Genomic DNA, 16,775 nt, shown 5'->3' with positions numbered 1-16,775 from the left:
CGGCCGGCGCTCGCTGATCAGCTGATCAGCGGGTGCACGGCCAGACACAGGATCCCGCCGACTGCGGCGCAGACTAACGGGGTGGCCACCCAATGCCGCAGCACGCGTTTGACTTGGTTCCAGGTGACCGACTCGAATCGTTGGTTGCATCCGGCCCCGACGATCGAGCTGGTGACCGCCTGGGTGGTGGAGATCGGCAGGTGGATCAGCATGGCACCGAGGAAAAGCATGGCCGCGGAGACGCTCTGGGCCACCATGCCGCGCATGGGGTCCAGGGTGACCAGTCGGTAGGCGATGGTGTGGGCAATGCGCCAGCCGCCGAACAGGACCCCTGCGGCCAGGCAGGTGGCCCCGAGCAGCTGGGGGCCGAGCATAATGGCTCCGGGCTGCGCGGCGCCGGCGGTCACCAGGGCCAGGGTCAACATGGCGCCGGTGCGCTGCCCATCCTGCAGCCCGTTGCCCAAGGCCACGGCGCACGCGGCAACCGCCTGCCCGGCACGCGAGACCCCATTGACGTCCGAGGCGGTGGAATGGCGCACCAGCCAGGTGACGGGGATGACCAAGACATAGGAGACGATGAAGGCCAATATCGGGGTGAACACCAGGGGAAGCAGCACCCCACCGGCCAGCATTCGCCAGGCATCATGCACTCCGTCGTCACCGAGCAACGCCGCGGCACCGGATGCCCCGGCCAGCGCCGAGACCAACGCGTGCGTGGAAGAAATCGGCAGGCCTCGCCACCAGCACAGTAAACCCCAGGCGCCGGCGGATAACAGTGCCGAAAGCAGTAGGGCCATGCCCGGGACACCGGTGGGGACGTTCAGTTCCACAGCGGAAATCAGGTACACGCCGAAGCTGGTGGAGAGCATGGTGCCCACGAACGTGAAGAATGCCGCGACCAGCACAGCATAGGTGGGGGTCAGGGCCCGGTTGCGCACTGCCACGGCAATCGAGTTCGGGGCATCGCGGAAGCCATTGAGGAACGCGAAAGCGCAGGTGCACAACAGCACCAGGACCATCATGAAGGACTCGCCGTTCACCACGCCGGGCTCAGGATTCCTTGACCAAGACGCGTCCCAGGTGATCGGCCACGGCTCGCAGCGACTGCGCGGCGACCAGGAACTGCTCGGCGACCGAGCGGTGGCGGATGATGGTGCCAGCCTTGCTCAGTTCCCCGATTTCCCCGATCCAGGTCCGGTGGGTCCGGTGGGCGCGCTTGGAAATGCGCACCAAGTCGAGCCAGAGATCTTCGAGGTCGTCCAGGCGCTGGAGCTGGCCCAGGGCCTGGGTAGTGAGTTCGGCCTGACGGCCGATGAGTTCAAGTTGTTCCGCGGCCCGGTGTGAGAGCTGGCGGTTGCCCAGATGGCCGATGAGAACTCCGGCGCCGCTGAGCTGCTCGACAGCCTCGTGCAGCAACCTAGAGAAGGTGTACACGTCCTCGCGTGGCAACGGGTTGACGTAGCTGGTGCGCAAATGGGTGAGCACCGCGTAATGCAGGTCGGTGGTCTTGACCTCCGAGGCGTTGAGCGCCTCGAGGTGCAAATCACGGTCCTCATCGGATCCGAGCATTTCGGAAAGCACGCCGACGCATTGATGCACTTCGGTAGCCAGATCACGCAGCAGCTCGAGGCCGCGCGTATCCGAAGGGAACAATCTAAACTTCACGAAGATACCACCGGATAGGAAGGAGGATGCGGGTCGATGCCCAGTTTACGCATTGAAGGTGAACAACTCCGCCCAAGGCGGCGTGAAGTGTGTCCCCCGTACATTCGGGGGGGAAGTTGGCGGTGCCGAACCGGGAGCGCCTCTCGGCGGAAGGCCGCTCGTAGCGGCTGAAAGTTGGAGCCCGGGGCTGCCGCGGTCCGGCACCGTGACTCCAGTTTTCTAGGTAAGAGACCATTCTGTCAACACGGCGGAGCCAGATACGCGTTGAGCGTGAGGAATTCTCAGTCCAGTTCCCCGCGCCTCCAGGCGGCGGCCGCTGATTCCAAATCCTCGGCGGTCTTGAGCAGCGCATGGGCGCGTGTGGTCATCAAGGTGGCACGTTCCGGGTGGGAGAGCTCGGACGCGTCCGCCTGTTCGGCCTGGCCCAGGGCGATGACCCGGCAATAGGCGGCAGTGCGTTCCAGGGCCACGTCGAATTCGCCGTCAAAGGCGCCGGTGAGAATGGACCCGGTCATGGTGCACAGCTCCTGTGCCCCCGGTGGTTCCGCGGCGCCGGCGACCACGCGTTCGACCTGCGCACGGATGGCTCCTGCGGCAAAGAATGAGGCCATCGTCTCGGGATTGTTCATCGTGGCCGCGCGGATGGCATATAGCCGCCACAGCGCTCCGGGAAGCGATCGCGCCGGGGCCTTGGACCAGAGCCCGGCAATGACTTCTAAGCCCTCGTCCTCGGCGAGCCGCACGAGCCGTTCTCGGACCTCGGGATCGTCATTGAGTTGTCCCGCCCGCACCAGGGCTTGGGCGGAGAGATGCGCGGCCTCCGAAACGCGGGCTGGATCGGCCCCGCCCTCGAAGGGGTCGAAGTCCATGGGCGCAAACGGTTTGGGCTTGTGGTGGCGAAACGTGGTTGCCGGGGGAGTCAATGCTGGGTGGCCCTTCATGGCCTTGAGGATACTCTGCCCGGCTGGATTTTTACCCATTGCCGAGAAGCCGGGCCGAGCCTGCGGCGACTTGCCTGGTCACTGTTCCGCCCAGGGCCAAGCCAGCAAGGATCACCAGATTGGTGGGCGTGGTTGGGTTGAAGTTGGGGATCAGCGCCTCGCTCAAGTTGTACGGCACCGACTCCACGCCGAGCAAAAGCATAGTGATGGCGGCCAATTGGATTCCGGTCCGCAGGGCGACCTCCACGAGAAGGCAACCGCGCCTGTATGCCCGCCTGTGTGAGGAGGCTCGCGGCCAGCAAGGCCAGGGCCATGACGACTGCTGCACACGGCACGTATTCAAGCGCCCGTTGAATCTCGCAAGGGTGTCCGAAGGATGCTGAGTTATCCGCTAATATGGATGATGGCTAAGTGCCAATGCGCCTTTAGCTCAGTTGGTAGAGCACTGGACTTTTAATCCATTGGTCGCGGGTTCGAGCCCCGCAGGGCGCACAGACCGATCCCCGTTCTCATTCTGAGGGCGGGGATCTGCTGTTTCCTGAACGACTCGGCTGGCGGAACCGCAAGCGCCGCTGTCGGCCGATGGCAGGCCATGGCCGCGCGGATTGGCCGCCGGGCTTGGGCTCGATGCTGCTGTTTGTGTAAGCGTTCGGCGGCTCCATTGACACCGAGTTCGGAGAAATTCTGGGTCAACTACGGACTCCCGGGCATCTTGCTGATCGGCCTATCGACTGTTCTTGAGCCTGCAGGGCGCGGTTCTGGAAGAGTTCGCGTCCATGTCGATCGTGTTTTATGACGATCTTTGCCGTGATTCACCAACACCTGGGTGCGTGGCATCCCGCTCCTTGCCGAGGGGTCGGAATTGCCGGTACCGTTGGAAGCTTCGCAAGTGCGCTGCCGCAGCGGCGACGTAATGTTGCGCAGGACACAGTGGCGCAGATATTGTTGTCAGGTCAGGCGGAACGTTTTGTGACGTTCCGGCCGTCGCTCTAAAAATGGGCGAAATCCGGGCTCGTTGCCCGAAGACGAATATGGCCATATTTCTTTTTGCTGCATTCGAAAGTCACACACCATGCCTACAGTTTCTACCGCTGTTTCCCGCGCCCTTTTAACCTGCACCTCGGAAATCTTCGGGGTCATGGGGAACGGCAATGCCCACTTCCTGGACGCCGCTGTGCGCAGCGATTTCCGCTTCACCGCCGTCCGCCACGAATCGGCGGCGGTCACGGCCGCCGACGCCTACTTCCGGATCACCGGGAAGCTGGCCATCGCCACCACCACCTATGGGGCGGGGTTCAGCAACGCGATCACCCCGCTGGCCGAGGCCGCCAAGGCCCGAATCCCGATGGTGCTGCTCACCGGAGACCAGCCCTCGACCGGGCCCCGCCCCTGGGACATTGACCAAACCGCGATCAACCGGGCCGTGGGCGCCACGACCTTCGTCGTCGATGCCCAGCGACCGATGGCCATTGCCTTCGAGGCCGTAGCCCACGCGCTGCGTGAGCGCACTGCGGTGGTACTGGCTATTCCCTACGACCTTGTCGCCGACGAAGCCGCCGCGGAAGCGGAGTTGAGCCTGGCGGACTTCACGCTGGATCCCGGCTACCCGTCCGCCGCACCCGAACTCCTGAAGCAGGCTGCCACGGCCCTGAGCGGTGCCAAGCGACCGCTGCTGCTCTATGGCCGCGGGGCGCGCCTGGCCGATGCCGCACCGGCCATCACCGCGCTCGCCGACACCCTGGGGGCCCTGAGCTCGAGCACCGTGCTGGCACCGAACCTGCTGGCCGACCGTCACGGGGACCTGGGGATCACCGGAGGATTCTCCTCCCCGGAAACCGCAGCCCTGATCCAAGAAGCGGATGCGGTGTTGGTGCTCGGAGCCAGCCTGAACCAATTCACCACCCGCTTCGGGGACCTGTTCAACGACGGCGCCCACGTAATCCAGGTCGATGTGGCACAGGCCGCGACCAACCCTCGGGTGGATGCGTTCATCCGAGCGGATGCCGGGGAAGCGGCCGAGGCCCTGCTGCCGCTAGTGACGCCCCGACGGGACGGCTCGCGTTGGGTCCAGCAGGTCCAGGATCGACTGGAAAAGACCGGGGACCAGGAGCCGGGGGAGGATGCCGCACCGGACGGATTACTCGACCCGCGCGCCGTGGCACGTACCTTGGACACGATCATCCCGAAGAACCGTGTGGTGGTGCAGGACGGCGGACACTTCATCGGCTGGGGCCCCATGTACTGGGGAGTCCCGGGCCCACACGCGCTGAACCTGGTGGGCACCGCCTATCAAAGCATCGGCCTGGGACTGGCCTCCGCCGTGGGGGCGGGGGCCGCGGCCCCGGAATCGACGATCGTGCTGGCCAGCGGCGACGGCGGGTTCCTCATGGGCCTGGCGGATCTTGAATCGGTCATCCGCTCGGTGCGTAGCGGAATCATCGTGATCTACAACGATGCTGCCTATGGAGCAGAGATCCACCAGTACGGCTCCATCGGGCTGCACGAGGGACCCATGCTGATACCCGACGTCGACTTCGCCGCGGTGGCACGCGGGCTAGGCGCCCAGGCCGCCAAGGTCCGCACGTTGGAGGACCTGGGCGGGCTGCGGGACTGGGTCTCGCAGGGATCGAACGGGGTATTTCTGGTGGACTGCCGCATCTCCCCGGAGGTGCGTGCCCCTTATATGTCAGAGGTGCTGGAGGCCAACCGCAAGGCAGCGGCGGTACGCGGCTAGGTTCCGGGGTGCCACCGCCGAGAGGCGCAGAGTTCGCCAGAAGAAAAACCTCTGAGTGGATAAAATAATGACCTACCGTAAAGTAGGTTCGCCACCTAGGGTGGAGTGGTGCGCAAATTGATCCGTACGGCCGCGGCCGCTGCAACAGTCGCCGCGTTGGCGCTGGCTGGCGCCGTCCCTGCCCTGGCCCATCCCGTGATCGAAGCGAGGCACAGCACCGTGCAGCCGAATCGTGCAGCCCCCATGCCATACGCCCAAGGGGTCGATTCCGTGGGCCCGAGCCTACGCGTGGCGACCTTCAACGCCTCGCTCAACCGCCCGCAGGCCGGTCAGCTGGCCGCAGACCTCGCCTCGCCGCTCGATGCGCAGGCGCAGGCAGTGGCCGAGATCGTGCAGCGCAATGCCCCCGACGTACTGCTACTCAACGAATTCGACTACGACGCGGACGCCGCCGCCGCGGAAAGCTTCAGGGACAACTATCTGGCCCGCTCCCAGGGCGGCCAGAGCCCGGTCGACTACCCCTACATGTATGTGGCACCGTCCAACACCGGGATCCCCAGCGGTGCCGACCTGGACGGGGACGGCATCGTCGGCGGACCCGCCGACGCACTGGGTTATGGCGACTTCGAAGGCCAATACGGGATGGTGCTGTACTCCAAGCACCCCATCGACACCGCAAACGTACGGACCTTCCAGAATTTCTTGTGGAAAGACATGCCCGACTCGCAGCTGCCCACCGAGCACTACGACAAACTGGTCCGCGGAGTATTGCGTCTGCCCAGTAAATCCCTGTGGGACGTGCCGGTCACGGTCGGCGGCAAAACCATCCACGTGATCGCCGCGCACCCGACCCCGCCGGTCTTCGACGGCCCGGAAAAACGCAACCGGGCACGCAACCACGACGAGATCCGCATGATCAACGACTACCTCGGCGCCGACGGCGCAGGGGACTACATCTACGACGACGAGGGAAAGACCGGGGCGCTGGAAGCCGGAAGCGACTTCGTGGTCCTCGGGGACCTGAACGCCGACGCGGACGCCGGGGATTCCAGCCCGGAGGCGATTACCGCGCTGCGTGAGAACCCGCTGCTTCAAGATCCGCTGCCCGCCGCGCAACAAGGTGCCAACCACCCCCGACGCGGGGTCGCCGGAATCAACAACAACGGGTTGGGCACCGCAGACTTTGGCCGCGGAAGCTCCGGGGTGCTGCGCGTGGATTATGTGCTGCCCTCAGTGACCCTGCCGGTGCGCAACGCCGGGGTGTATTGGCCCGAAGCCGGACAGGACGGTGCCGAACTGGTCTCTGGCTGGCCCCCTGCCAGCAGTGATCACCGCCTGGTCTGGGTCGATCTCAAGCCCTGAGTCGGTCTCTCCGTACTCACGGCACAAAGCCCACCGCTAGAGAGTCCAACGGCCGCAAACCCCCTAAGGGGGCTTGCGGCCGTTGGTCTGTGCCGGGTCGACGCTTTTAGGACACTCGGTCCGAGGTTCGTGATGCGTCGGCCGACGCGCTATTGGTATCTTCGGGGTCGGATCCTGCCAGGCGCCGGGCACGGCGCTGGGCCAAGGCGTTGAGTACTCCGATGGCCACGGTGAGGCACGAGGTGGCGATCAACTGGGTGCGGCTGGCGGGGTCGAAGAGTGCCAGTACCACGATGCCCGCCAGCATCACCAGCGCCAGGATCGAGAGGTACGGGAAGAGTGGCATACGCACCGGCAAATGGATCGAGGGGTCCCGGTCGGCACGTACGCGCAGGATCAGCTGCGAGAGGGCAATGAATCCCCAGGTGACCAGCAGCGTGGAACCCACGGCGTTGAGCAGCATCGGCATGACCAGATCCGGGGCCACATAGTTCATCACCACGGCCACCGAGCACAGGATCACCGAGGCCGCCACCGCGATGTACGGGGTGTTGTTGCGGTTGCGCACCTGGATCACCCGCGGGGCGATCTTGCGCTCGGAGAGCGAAAGCAACATGCGCGACGCTGCGTAGATGTTGGCGTTCATGGCCGAAAGCAGCGCGATGACCACCACCAGGGCCATGATCGAATCGATCCACGGGATGTGTGCGAAAGTAAGTACCGCGACGAACGGGGAGGCGGCCAGCTCCGGCGAATACCAAGGCAGTACCGAGACCATCACCAGGGCGGAGCCCACGTAAAAGACCAGCACGCGGACCAGCACCCCGCGCACGGCCTTGCGGATGGAGGTGCGCGGGTCATCGCTCTCGGCTGCAGCAATTGCCACGATCTCAATGCCGCCGAAGGCGAAGATGACCATCAGCAGCCCGGCGCACAAGCCCACCACGCCGTTGGGCAGGAAGCCGTCGTGGGCGACGAGGTTGGACAGGCCGGTGGCCTCCACGCCCGGCACCAGCCCGAAGATGATGGCCACGCCGATGCCCAGGAAGGCCACGATCGCGGCGACCTTCAGGAAGGAGAACCAGTATTCGAACTGGCCGAAGCGTGCCACGTTGGCCAGGTTCACCGCGGTCAGCAGCACCACGAAGAGCAGCGACCAAGTGCCTTGGGAAACCCCGGGCAGCCAGCCGCCAATGATGGCCGCGGCGCCCGTGGCCTCCGCGGCAATGACGATGACGCCCTGGATCCAGTAAAGCCAGCCGATGATCGCCCCGGCATTGGGCCCCATGGCCTTGGCGGCATAGACGGAAAAGGAACCCGAGGAGGGGTTGGCTGCGGCCATTTCGCCGAGCATGTTCATGATCAAGATGACCAGGAATCCGGCCAGAGCGAAGGCCACGATGACTGCGGGCCCCGCCACCGACACCGCTTGACCGGATCCGATGAACAATCCGGCACCGATGGCGCCACCGATGCCCATCATGGTGATCTGGCGGGTGTTCATGCTGGTTGAGGTGGGTGACATTGCAGCCTTAGACATGCGCGGGTGCTTCCGCCAAGACGGAGGTGAGCGTCGCGGCAATAATCGCGTTGGCCTCGGCGGAGCCGATGGAGACGCGGATCCCGTCCCCGGGGAAAGGGCGCGCCCAGATGCCGGCCTCACGCAGGGCGGCATCGACCCGCATGGTGTCCTCTCCGGTTGAAAGCCAGATGAAGTTGGCCTGGGACTCGGTGGTTGCGATGCCGTTGGCGCGCAGCGTGCCCAGCAGGGCTTCGCGGGCTGCCACCAACTCATCGATGCGCGTCTGGAGCTCGGCCTCGTGTTCCAGGGAGAGCAGTGCGGCACGCTGGGCCAGCGCGCTGACACCGAAGGGGACGGCGGTCTTGCGCAGGTTGGCGGCGACCGCGGCTGGAGCGACGGCGTAGCCGATGCGCATCCCGGCCAGACCGTAGGCCTTGGAGAAGGTGTGCAGCACCGCGATGTTGGGGTAGCGGCGGAAGAAGTCCATGCCGATGGCGGTGTCAGCGGAGGTATTGAAGTGCAGGTACGCCTCGTCGATGACCACCAGTACGTGGGCCGGGACCCTGGCCATGAATGCGTCCACCGCGGCGGTGTCAACGATGGTGCCCGTGGGGTTATTGGGATTGCAGATGAAGACCAGCGAGGTGCGCTCGGTGATGGCCTCGGCCATGGCCTCTAGGTCGTGGGCGCCGGCGGAGTCCAGCGGGACCATAACCGGGGTTGCCCCGGCCACGTGGGTGAGGATCGGGTAGGCCTCGAAGGAGCGCCAAGCGAAGAGCACTTCGTCGCCCGGGTTGGTGGTGGCGTGGATCAGCTGCCCTGCGACCTCCACCGAGCCTGCGCCCAAGGCGATGGTCTCCGGCTCTACGCCCAAGCGTTCGGCCAGTACGCCCACCAGTTCGGGGGCCGCGGCGTTGGGGTATTGGTTGATGGTGCCCAGCTCGGCGGCAATTCCGGCGGTGACCGAGGCCAGCGGCGGGAAGGGGTTTTCGTTGGAGGAAAGCTTGAACGCCTTCTCATCGGTTCCCGGTGTTGCGCCCTGCTTGTAAGCGGGGATCGCTTGCAGGGAACTGCGCTGGACAATGCTCATGGTGGGGTGCCTCCGTGAAAATAGCTGCTCGCACGCCTTTGAGTGATGCGACTCACATAAGCTATGAAAGTCGTCGCATACGGGTCAACCGCGGCGTGAAACACCACGCAGGATGTACAGAAAGTTCAGCGCGTGAGGTGAATCACTGAACATTGTGTCCAGTATTTTTTCGAGCCGGAATCAGCCTACCGCCATTGCGGGCGGCGGCGCTTCGGGACGCCGCGACGTGCTCCGGCGGGGTCTCGGGGTTCAGCAGTGCCGCCTCGCGAGCCAGCGGAATGATGCGGTTCTCGAAATGCGTGGCAAGCACGATCGAGGACGACGAGCGGCCCATTCCCTCGGTGGAGGAAATCGCATCGAGCACCCGTTGTAGGTCGGCGGTGGAAGTGGCCACGATCTTCACCAGGAAGTCGCTGGAGCCCGAGACCGTATGCAGCTCGAGGACTTCGGGAATCTGAGCCAGCTTCTCGGCCATGCCGTCCTGGCCGAGGTTCTGTTGGATCTGCAGTGAGCAGAACGCCGTGACCGGGTAGCCCATGGCCGTGGCGTCAATGTGCGGGGCGATGCGGGTGATCACCCCGGATTCGTGCAGCCGGTTCAGCCGGTTCTGCACGGTTCCACGGGCCACGCCCAGTCGCTTGGAGCATTCCATGACCCCGATGCCCGGAAAGTCGGTGAAAAGCTCGATCAGCGACACGTCCAACGAATCGATTCTCATGCGCCCCAGTATGCGACGCGGCTCACCTTGTGCGCGAATCGAGCTCCGTTCGGCCGACGCCCAAAATATGGCTCAGATGCTCGTTGAGCATGGTTCCCTGTGGGTCAGCGGCCGCGCGCTGGGCCAGAAAATCGGCGAAATGAGGGTAGGCGGAAACGAAGAACGATGCGTCCCGGGTGTGCAGCTTTCCCCAGTGCGGGCGCCCGGCAAATCCCTTGAAAACCTGCTCGACGCCCGCCAAAAATGGTCCTGCCGGTTCTCGGGCGTAACGGTGCACGGCAATGTATGCGGTGTCCCGGCCTGACGCAGTGCCCAGCCAGGTGTTATCGGCGGCTGCCGCGCGGACCTCGAGAGGGAAAGAGATCTTCTGTGGGTAAGCCTCCACCGACTTGCGCACCTCGGCGAAAGCCTCGGGCAGTGTTTCTAAGGGAATGGCGTATTCCATCTCGCGGAAACGGACCCGGCGCGGGGCGGTGAATACTCGTTCTGACTGGTCGGTGTAGCTCCTGGCGGCCAGCGTCCCGGCGGCAAAACGGTTCAGTCCCGGAACCATCGCGGGGAAACTGGATCCGAGGCGGCACGTCAGCCCGAAGGCCCCGTTGCCCAGCAGCTCGTCGTCGATGATTCGAGCATGCAGCGGCAGCGGATGGGCAGGCGAGGAGTCGTCAAGCCGCACATTGGTCTTGGCCAGGGCCACTTCGGTGTGCGGGAACCAGTAGAACTCGAGGTGGTCGGTGCTAGCGCAACGTTCCACAAAGGATTCGAGCATGCCGGCTAAAGACTCGGGGGCCTCGAGGGCGCGCAGCTTGAAGCGCGGGACGCATTGGATGGTGACCTCGGTGAGCACGCCCAGGGCGCCGAGACCTACCCGTGCGGCCTGGAACAAGTCCGGGTTCGAGTCGGCGGAGCACTCCCGGGCCGTGCCGTCGGGCAGCACCAGTCGCAGCGCGGTGACCATGCCGGAGAATCCCGTCAAGCCCAGCCCGGTCCCGTGCGTGGAGGTACTGATGGCTCCGGCCAAGGACTGATGGTCAATGTCCCCCATATTGGCCAGCGCCAACCCATAGGGCTGCAAGAGTGCCGCGACATCGCGCAGCCGGGTGCCGGCCCGGAAGCGCACCCTGCGGCTGGCCGTCTCGACGTGGATGATCCCGGTGTACCCGTCCAGGTTCAGCAGCATGCCATCGGTGGCCGCCAGGGGCGTGAAGGAATGCCCTCCACCAACGACCTTCAACCCCGTTCCCGCCTCGTTGGCGGCAACCAGCCGTGCGGTGATCTCATCCTCGCTGCGCGGGGCTGCGGTGGCCCCGGGCCGCGAAATAGCACTGGCCGCCCAGTTGCGCCACACCCCAGTGCCATCCAGCCCCGGAAAGCGCCCCCGGGTCACAGGAACGCCTTGCCTTCCCCGCGGTAGGTGGCCCACTGCCCCACAATGCTTCCCCGGGAATACACGGCAACCGCATTGAGGTGTTCGGCCGGTTCTCCGGCCTTGGCATGGCGGAAGTAGACCGTATCGCCCAGTCGCATCGACGCCGCGGCGGCTCCGAGAAGTGGTGTCTGGACCTCGCCGGGGCCTTCGGAGCCGCGGTACTTCAGTCCCTGTGGCCAGGCGACGATCGGTAGCCGATCCGTTCCGGCCGGTCCCGAGGCGATCCAGCCGCCACCGTGCACCGTGACGGTCCGCGGATCGGGCCGGCGCACTACTTGCAGACCAAAATGCAGGGCGGGACGCGGCATAAATTTTCGGTATCCGTCAAAGAGTCCGGGGCCGATGAGGCCCGAGCCCGCGGCCACCTCCGTCACGGCCGGCTCTGCCGCGGTGGATTCCAGCGATCCGGTGCCTCCGCCGTTGACGAAGCGCAGCTCTGCCATGGTGCCCAACGCCTCAACGGCAAGGGCCCGGCGCTCGGCGATGTCCGCCGCAGAGGCCCGCTGCATGGCCCGGACCACTGCCCCGCGCAGGCCCGGACCCGCGTTCGGCACACCGGCGATCTGACCCTCGTAAGCCATCATGCCGACCAGCGAGAGGTTGGGTCGGTGCACAATTGCCGCCCCGAGGGCAGCAATCTGCGCCGCGGTGCGCAGCGGGGAGCGCGCCGCCCCGATGCCCACCCCGCACATGGGTCGGTAGGCTGCGTCCAGCTCCACGGCAATCTGCAGCGGCGGATGACCGGGGGCCGCGGCCGCCAGGGCATCAAGCTGGGCGGTGTCATCAACCATCAAGGTGACCTGCTCGCGGGCCTGCTCATGGCCGGCCAGCGCCCGCAACGCCACGGGGTCGGTGCACGGGTAACCCATGACCACGTCCTGGATCCCTGACTCGGCAAGCCAGATGGCCTCCGGCAGACTGAAGGCCAGCACCCCGGCAAACCCGGGCAGCTGCAAGGCGCGTTGCACCGCCGAGCGTATACGCAGCGACTTGGACGCCACCCTGATCGGTTTGGGCTCGGCTCGCCTCCGGAGGTCCGCGGCGTTGGCATCAAAGTCATCCAGATCGAGGATGCCCACGGGCCGGGAGTCCATTCCCGCCTGTTCCAGTGCGCGCTCATAGGCGGCGAAACGTTCTCCGGCATCGCGAGGGCTGGTGGGTGGGGCATTATCTGTGGTCGGCACGGGGCTCCTGGGGCACGGCAACAACGGGCGGAGTGAGGTGCGCCACTCCCGGTTGGCATCAATCTACAACACCGCTCACGCAAAGCTCCGTGTTAGCCAGTGCGACCCATTACGGTAGATGGATGGATGAGGGAATCTACTCCCGGCCCGAGGGCCAGCGCCGCGGCACCGACCTGGTCATGATGCTGCACGGTTACGGCTCTAACCCCGAACGGATGACCGGCTGGTTCGAGGAGCTTCCGGAACACGCCACGGGGGTCGCGTTGCGCGGGCCCATGGAGGTGGGAGGGGATCGCGGCTGGTTCCTGCTCGACTACTTCTTGACCAACGACTTCGCCCAGGTGGTTGCCGCCGCCCAGCAGGTCCTCGATTGGCAGGACCGCCATGCCCGGGGCTATCGCTCGATCAGCGTGTTGGGCCATTCCCAGGGGATGGCCATGGCTACTACCTTGCACCGGTTGCGCCCCGGGACCTACCGGAGCGTCGTGGGGCTTAGTGGCTTTGTGCTCTCCAACGAGCTGTTGAATCTCACGGACGTGGCCCCCGCCCCTGGGGCGGCGGTCCCGTTTTTCTGGGGTCGGGACCCGCAGGACGTGGTGATCAACTCGGACGCTATCTCGCACACGGAGCAATGGCTTGCGGAAAACACCGCATTGACGGTGCGTACCTACCCAAGCATGGGGCACGGGTTTGGTGCGGATGAGCACCGCGATGTACGCAGCTTCCTCAAGCACTACCTGCCGCCAACACCCGCCAGGTGATTTCCGTGGGTATCCGCGCCTAATCAACCGGATGGTTGATTCGCCGGGGAGCGGAACCGGGCAATGTTGTTGGTAGGACGAGGCAAGGTCCAGTGCCCGAGGGCCCTGCCAAGATAACCATCACTCGCTCGGGCACCGCCGAAAGGAACCACAACGCCATGATGCGCTTGATGTACACCGCCTTTGCCTTTGGAGTTACCGGGGTACTCTCGGGCCTTTACTACCGCGAGCTGACGAAAGCCAACGACTTCATTGATCGGTCCGCTTCCCAACTGCCGCTGGTCCACACCCACCTGCTGGTGCTCGGATTCGTGTTCCTGCTCATCGTGTTGGCACTCGAGAAACTCTTTGCCATCTCGTCCGCTGCACCGCGCACCTTCAGCTGGTTTTACTGGCTCTGGACTCTCGGCGTCGCTGTAACCGGAGGAATGATGCTCGTCAAGGGCACCCTAGTGGTGTTGGGCAACGATGCGAGCTCCGCGGCCTTCGCCGGAATCGCCGGAATGGGACATATCTCCCTGACCGCCGCAGTGATCGTGCTTTTCGTGGCACTGCGTGCCGCACTGAAAAAGGTTGACGCCGCCGGAACCTCGGCACCCGCGCTCGCCGACCGCTAAACGAGGCAGGCGATAACGCCGATGCCCCCAGTTTTGAGGGGCATCGGCGTTATGCCAGGGCCTTGGCCTTAAGCATAGAAAATTCGGCCTCGGTAATCGTTCCGGAATCCAGCAGCTCCTTGGCCTCGGATATCTGACGCGCAGGCCCGGGCGCTCCGGCCACGGAACGAAGGTAGTCCTCGGTGCTGGTCACGGCTTCCTGGGCACGTGCCTCCTGGCGCAATGCCATTCCGCGGCCTCGCAGCACCAGATACACGAGTGCGCTCAACACGGGAACAACGATGAGCAGCAAGATCCACAGGGCCTTCAGTCCGCCGCCGAGTTCGGAATCTCGGAAAAGATCGGCGACGATCTGGAACATCACCACGAGGTATGACAAATACAGAAAAATGACGATCAACGACCAAAGCGTTTCTGCGAAATTCATGATGAGCCCACTTCTTGAGAACGGACGATCTTGGTGGTTTCTGCCAGTAGTTTTAGGATAGCCGGAAACCTGTGCTTTGAAAGGGTTTGATAGCCGTGGAAACGAATCGTCGATCCCGCAAGATCATTGTGTGCTTATGCCCAGCGAAAATATGTTTACAACGACGGGGTCGGTGCCCATAGAGTGGGAACAGGATGAAAAAGAACCCGATTACTTCCAGTGTCATTGGTCCGGACGGCAAACCCAAGCCGGGGGTGCAGAGCGCCCTGATGAAGGCAGTCAGTGTGCAGCGGCCCCTGGTCTTGGCTTATTTGCGGCGCATGCGCCGCAAGCAGCCGGAGCGCACCGCAGCGGAACTGGCCAAGATGGTCGAGCGCGACTACCTGCTCACGATTACCGGATCCGGTGCTGCAGTCGGTGCCACGGCTGCCATTCCCGGCGTCGGCACCGTGGCTGCCCTGGGGTTCTCGGCGGCGGCAACTGTTGGCTTTCTGGAAGCCAGTGCCCTCTACGCCCAGTCGCTGGCGGAACTCCACGGAATCACCACCGAGGACCCGGACAAGGCCCGGATCCTAGTCATGGCGATCCTGCTGGGTGACGAGGGAAGCTCGATGATTTCCGCGCTGACACACCAGGCCGCAGGTCGCGGTACAGGACCTGTCAAGGGCTGGGCAGCAATGTTCGGGAGCAACAAGCCCTCCAGCCTGTGGGCGACGCTGCAAGGCACCATGCAACGGACGTTCCTGAAAAAGATGTTCGCCACCCAAGGCGCCTCGATGCTCGGGCGGATGGTGCCCTTCGGCATCGGTGCGGCAGTCGGGGGATTCGGCAACCGTTTCCTGGGTAAGAAGGTCATCGAGGCAGCTTCACTGGCCTTTGGAACCCTGCCCACCACCATCCCCGGGCAGCTGGTCAGCGAGGGAGAGCGCAAAGAAGCCATGGCGGAGGTCGAAGCCGGTATCGAAGCCGAACGGCTCCGGCGTGGGACAGTCCTAGAATCCGGCGCGGAGCACTAACGCAGCAGGGCGTTGGCCACCGTGAAAATCACCAGTCCAGCCAGCGACCCCACGACCGTTCCATTAATGCGAATGAACTGCAGGTCCCGGCCGACCTGCAACTCGATCTTCTCGCTGGTTTCCTTGCCGTCCCAGCGCGCCACGGTGTCGGTGATCAACGAGGTGATCTGGCCACGATAGTTTTCCACGACGTAGCGAACCGCAGTTGATACCCACCCGTTGACCTTCGATGCGAGTTGAACGTCGTCGCGAAGCCGTCCACCGAGCTCGATGATCGCAGCAATCATCGACTTGCGCAGTTCCGATTCCGGGTTTTCCATAGCATCGATGAGGGCGGCCTTGATCGAGGACCAGCTGGTCGCGGCCAGGTCCCGCAACTGTGCATCGCCAAGCAACGAATGCTTCAAGGCCTCGACCTTGGCAATCATTTCCTCGTCCGATTGCATGTCGGTGGCGAACTTTTCCAGCCACACATCGATGCTCAGCCGCATTGAATGGTGCGGGTTTTCCCGCACCGCCCGAACAAACTTCTGCATTTCGCGATGCAGCTTTTCGCCCAGCAGCGTGTCGACCACCGCGGGAACCCACGAGGGCGAGCGTTCAGCGACCAGGGACACGATCATCTGCCGGTTGGCGTCCACCCACTGACCTGCACGTTCGGCCAACAGATCCACTGCGGGTTTGTGATGCCCATCGATCACCACGCGGTGCATGATCCGACCCAACGTCGATGACCATTCTGGAGCCAACATGTGTTTTTTCGCCAAGGATTCCAACAGGGCCAAGATGTCCCGGTCGTCCAAGACCTCCAACACCGCCCGGGCAACCGTCGACACTTCTTGGACCACACGAGTAGCGGATGCTTCCTTGGCCAGCCACGTGCCGACGCCACGGGAGACATCGAGTTCGCGCAGTTTGGTGTCCACGACGTCCCCGGACAGGAAGTTTTCTTGGACGAACTGGCCCAGGCTTTCGCCGATCTGGTCCTTCTTGCGCGGGATGATCGCCGTGTGCGGGATCTTCAGCCCCATGGGGTGCTTGAACAAGGCCGTGACGGCGAACCAATCGGCCAGGGCCCCGACCATGCCACCCTCGGCCGCGGCCCTCACATACTCCAACCACGGGTAGCTGTGTTGCAGGGCGAAAGCCACGGCAAAGATCGCGGCAAAGAGCACCAGCAGGGACGTGGCCAGGCGTTTCATCCTGCGCAGGGCGACGGCCTTCGCTGCATCATTGACGGCGGCGAGACCTAATCCTGTTGATGTCATGGGCAATGGCTCCCTTGGCCTCGGCATGCGGGTTGAACAGG

General features: G+C 64.4%; 16 protein-coding genes and 1 tRNA gene. 6 read left to right on the top strand and 11 right to left on the bottom strand.

Features of this window, described 5'->3' with window-relative positions; all coding sequences use genetic code 11:
* Positions 1–17: 17 nt before the first annotated feature.
* The 4 genes from ADIAG_RS18550 to ADIAG_RS18535 form a co-directional block, all read right to left on the bottom strand.
* Positions 18–1,043: an inorganic phosphate transporter gene (locus tag ADIAG_RS18550; protein WP_007272969.1), complete on the bottom strand. Its 1,026-nt coding sequence runs from the start codon at positions 1,041–1,043 to the stop codon at positions 18–20.
* A gap of 7 nt (positions 1,044–1,050) precedes the next feature.
* On the bottom strand, positions 1,051–1,665 hold the full coding sequence (locus ADIAG_RS18545; protein ID WP_007272968.1) for a hypothetical protein: 615 nt from the start codon (positions 1,663–1,665) through the stop codon (positions 1,051–1,053).
* 281 nt (positions 1,666–1,946) lie between these two features.
* Positions 1,947–2,606, bottom strand: a complete 660-nt coding sequence (locus tag ADIAG_RS18540) for a hypothetical protein (protein ID WP_051060005.1) — start codon at positions 2,604–2,606, stop codon at positions 1,947–1,949.
* 31 nt (positions 2,607–2,637) lie between these two features.
* The gene (locus tag ADIAG_RS18535; protein ID WP_152426218.1) at positions 2,638–2,823 is read right to left on the bottom strand and encodes a hypothetical protein; all 186 of its coding nucleotides are present in this window, start codon (positions 2,821–2,823) and stop codon (positions 2,638–2,640) included.
* 202 nt (positions 2,824–3,025) lie between these two features.
* Here ADIAG_RS18535 and ADIAG_RS18530 point away from each other — a divergent pair.
* The 3 genes from ADIAG_RS18530 (at position 3,026) to ADIAG_RS18520 (ending at position 6,702) form a co-directional block, all read left to right on the top strand.
* Positions 3,026–3,098: transfer RNA gene (locus tag ADIAG_RS18530), tRNA-Lys, on the top strand.
* 580 nt (positions 3,099–3,678) lie between these two features.
* Complete coding sequence (locus ADIAG_RS18525) at positions 3,679–5,340, top strand: thiamine pyrophosphate-binding protein (RefSeq protein WP_007272965.1); 1,662 nt, start codon at positions 3,679–3,681, stop codon at positions 5,338–5,340.
* A gap of 108 nt (positions 5,341–5,448) precedes the next feature.
* Positions 5,449–6,702 carry an endonuclease/exonuclease/phosphatase family protein gene (locus ADIAG_RS18520; RefSeq protein ID WP_152426217.1) on the top strand — a complete coding sequence of 418 codons (1,254 nt, stop codon included), beginning with the start codon at positions 5,449–5,451 and terminating at the stop codon, positions 6,700–6,702.
* A 106-nt stretch (positions 6,703–6,808) separates the two neighbouring features.
* Here ADIAG_RS18520 and ADIAG_RS18515 read toward each other — a convergent pair whose 3' ends face one another.
* The 5 genes from ADIAG_RS18515 to ADIAG_RS18495 all read right to left on the bottom strand — a co-directional run bounded on the left by ADIAG_RS18515 (position 6,809) and on the right by ADIAG_RS18495 (position 12,645).
* Positions 6,809–8,242 carry an amino acid permease gene (locus ADIAG_RS18515; RefSeq protein WP_051060004.1) on the bottom strand — a complete coding sequence of 478 codons (1,434 nt, stop codon included), beginning with the start codon at positions 8,240–8,242 and terminating at the stop codon, positions 6,809–6,811.
* Positions 8,235–9,314 carry a histidinol-phosphate transaminase gene (hisC, locus tag ADIAG_RS18510; protein WP_007272962.1) on the bottom strand — a complete coding sequence of 360 codons (1,080 nt, stop codon included), beginning with the start codon at positions 9,312–9,314 and terminating at the stop codon, positions 8,235–8,237. Before hisC ends, ADIAG_RS18515 begins: the two co-directional genes overlap by 8 nt.
* A gap of 142 nt (positions 9,315–9,456) precedes the next feature.
* Positions 9,457–10,032, bottom strand: a complete 576-nt coding sequence (locus tag ADIAG_RS18505) for an Lrp/AsnC family transcriptional regulator (RefSeq protein ID WP_007272961.1) — start codon at positions 10,030–10,032, stop codon at positions 9,457–9,459.
* 22 nt (positions 10,033–10,054) lie between these two features.
* Positions 10,055–11,419 (bottom strand): D-arabinono-1,4-lactone oxidase, encoded by a 1,365-nt coding sequence (locus tag ADIAG_RS18500; RefSeq protein ID WP_007272960.1) that lies wholly within the window; start codon positions 11,417–11,419, stop codon positions 10,055–10,057.
* Entirely contained in the window at positions 11,416–12,645 is a 1,230-nt protein-coding gene (locus tag ADIAG_RS18495) for an alanine racemase (RefSeq protein WP_007272959.1), read from the bottom strand. Before ADIAG_RS18495 ends, ADIAG_RS18500 begins: the two co-directional genes overlap by 4 nt.
* A 122-nt stretch (positions 12,646–12,767) precedes the next feature.
* Here ADIAG_RS18495 and ADIAG_RS18490 point away from each other — a divergent pair, with 122 nt between their 5' ends.
* A complete protein-coding gene (locus ADIAG_RS18490; protein ID WP_007272958.1) occupies positions 12,768–13,406 on the top strand; it encodes an alpha/beta hydrolase in 639 nt (212 codons plus the stop codon).
* Between the two features lie 158 nt (positions 13,407–13,564).
* Entirely contained in the window at positions 13,565–14,023 is a 459-nt protein-coding gene (locus tag ADIAG_RS18485) for a DUF2871 domain-containing protein (RefSeq protein WP_043475934.1), read from the top strand.
* A gap of 49 nt (positions 14,024–14,072) precedes the next feature.
* Here ADIAG_RS18485 and ADIAG_RS18480 read toward each other — a convergent pair whose 3' ends face one another.
* On the bottom strand, positions 14,073–14,450 hold the full coding sequence (locus tag ADIAG_RS18480; protein WP_007272956.1) for an SHOCT domain-containing protein: 378 nt from the start codon (positions 14,448–14,450) through the stop codon (positions 14,073–14,075).
* Positions 14,451–14,644: 194 nt separating this feature from the next.
* On the opposite strand from ADIAG_RS18480, the gene ADIAG_RS18475 reads away from it, so the two are divergent.
* The gene (locus ADIAG_RS18475; protein ID WP_007272955.1) at positions 14,645–15,466 is read left to right on the top strand and encodes a hypothetical protein; all 822 of its coding nucleotides are present in this window, start codon (positions 14,645–14,647) and stop codon (positions 15,464–15,466) included.
* Here ADIAG_RS18475 and ADIAG_RS18470 read toward each other — a convergent pair.
* Positions 15,463–16,734, bottom strand: coding sequence for a DUF445 domain-containing protein (locus ADIAG_RS18470; RefSeq protein WP_007272954.1), 1,272 nt, complete (start codon positions 16,732–16,734; stop codon positions 15,463–15,465). The genes ADIAG_RS18475 and ADIAG_RS18470 overlap by 4 nt on opposite strands.
* Between the last annotated feature and the right edge of the window lie 41 nt (positions 16,735–16,775).

Origin of the sequence: Paeniglutamicibacter gangotriensis Lz1y (assembly GCF_000348945.1) — a bacterium.
Classification (GTDB): domain Bacteria; phylum Actinomycetota; class Actinomycetes; order Actinomycetales; family Micrococcaceae; genus Paeniglutamicibacter; species Paeniglutamicibacter gangotriensis.
The sequence above is the reverse complement of the archived record's forward strand: the minus strand, read 5'-3'. Positions and strand labels throughout refer to the sequence as shown.

What these genes read in the sequence shown, in the direction of transcription:
- ADIAG_RS18470 (WP_007272954.1), bottom strand. Translation starts at nt 16,734, where the DNA reads ATGACATCAACAGGATTAGGTCTCGCCGCCGTCAATGATGCAGCGAAG.
- ADIAG_RS18490 (WP_007272958.1), top strand. Translation starts at nt 12,768, where the DNA reads ATGGATGAGGGAATCTACTCCCGGCCCGAGGGCCAGCGCCGCGGCACC.
- ADIAG_RS18475 (WP_007272955.1), top strand. Translation starts at nt 14,645, where the DNA reads ATGAAAAAGAACCCGATTACTTCCAGTGTCATTGGTCCGGACGGCAAA.
- hisC (WP_007272962.1), bottom strand. Translation starts at nt 9,314, where the DNA reads ATGAGCATTGTCCAGCGCAGTTCCCTGCAAGCGATCCCCGCTTACAAG.
- ADIAG_RS18505 (WP_007272961.1), bottom strand. Translation starts at nt 10,032, where the DNA reads ATGAGAATCGATTCGTTGGACGTGTCGCTGATCGAGCTTTTCACCGAC.
- ADIAG_RS18540 (WP_051060005.1), bottom strand. Translation starts at nt 2,606, where the DNA reads ATGAAGGGCCACCCAGCATTGACTCCCCCGGCAACCACGTTTCGCCAC.
- ADIAG_RS18480 (WP_007272956.1), bottom strand. Translation starts at nt 14,450, where the DNA reads ATGAATTTCGCAGAAACGCTTTGGTCGTTGATCGTCATTTTTCTGTAT.
- ADIAG_RS18485 (WP_043475934.1), top strand. Translation starts at nt 13,565, where the DNA reads ATGATGCGCTTGATGTACACCGCCTTTGCCTTTGGAGTTACCGGGGTA.
- ADIAG_RS18515 (WP_051060004.1), bottom strand. Translation starts at nt 8,242, where the DNA reads ATGTCTAAGGCTGCAATGTCACCCACCTCAACCAGCATGAACACCCGC.
- ADIAG_RS18525 (WP_007272965.1), top strand. Translation starts at nt 3,679, where the DNA reads ATGCCTACAGTTTCTACCGCTGTTTCCCGCGCCCTTTTAACCTGCACC.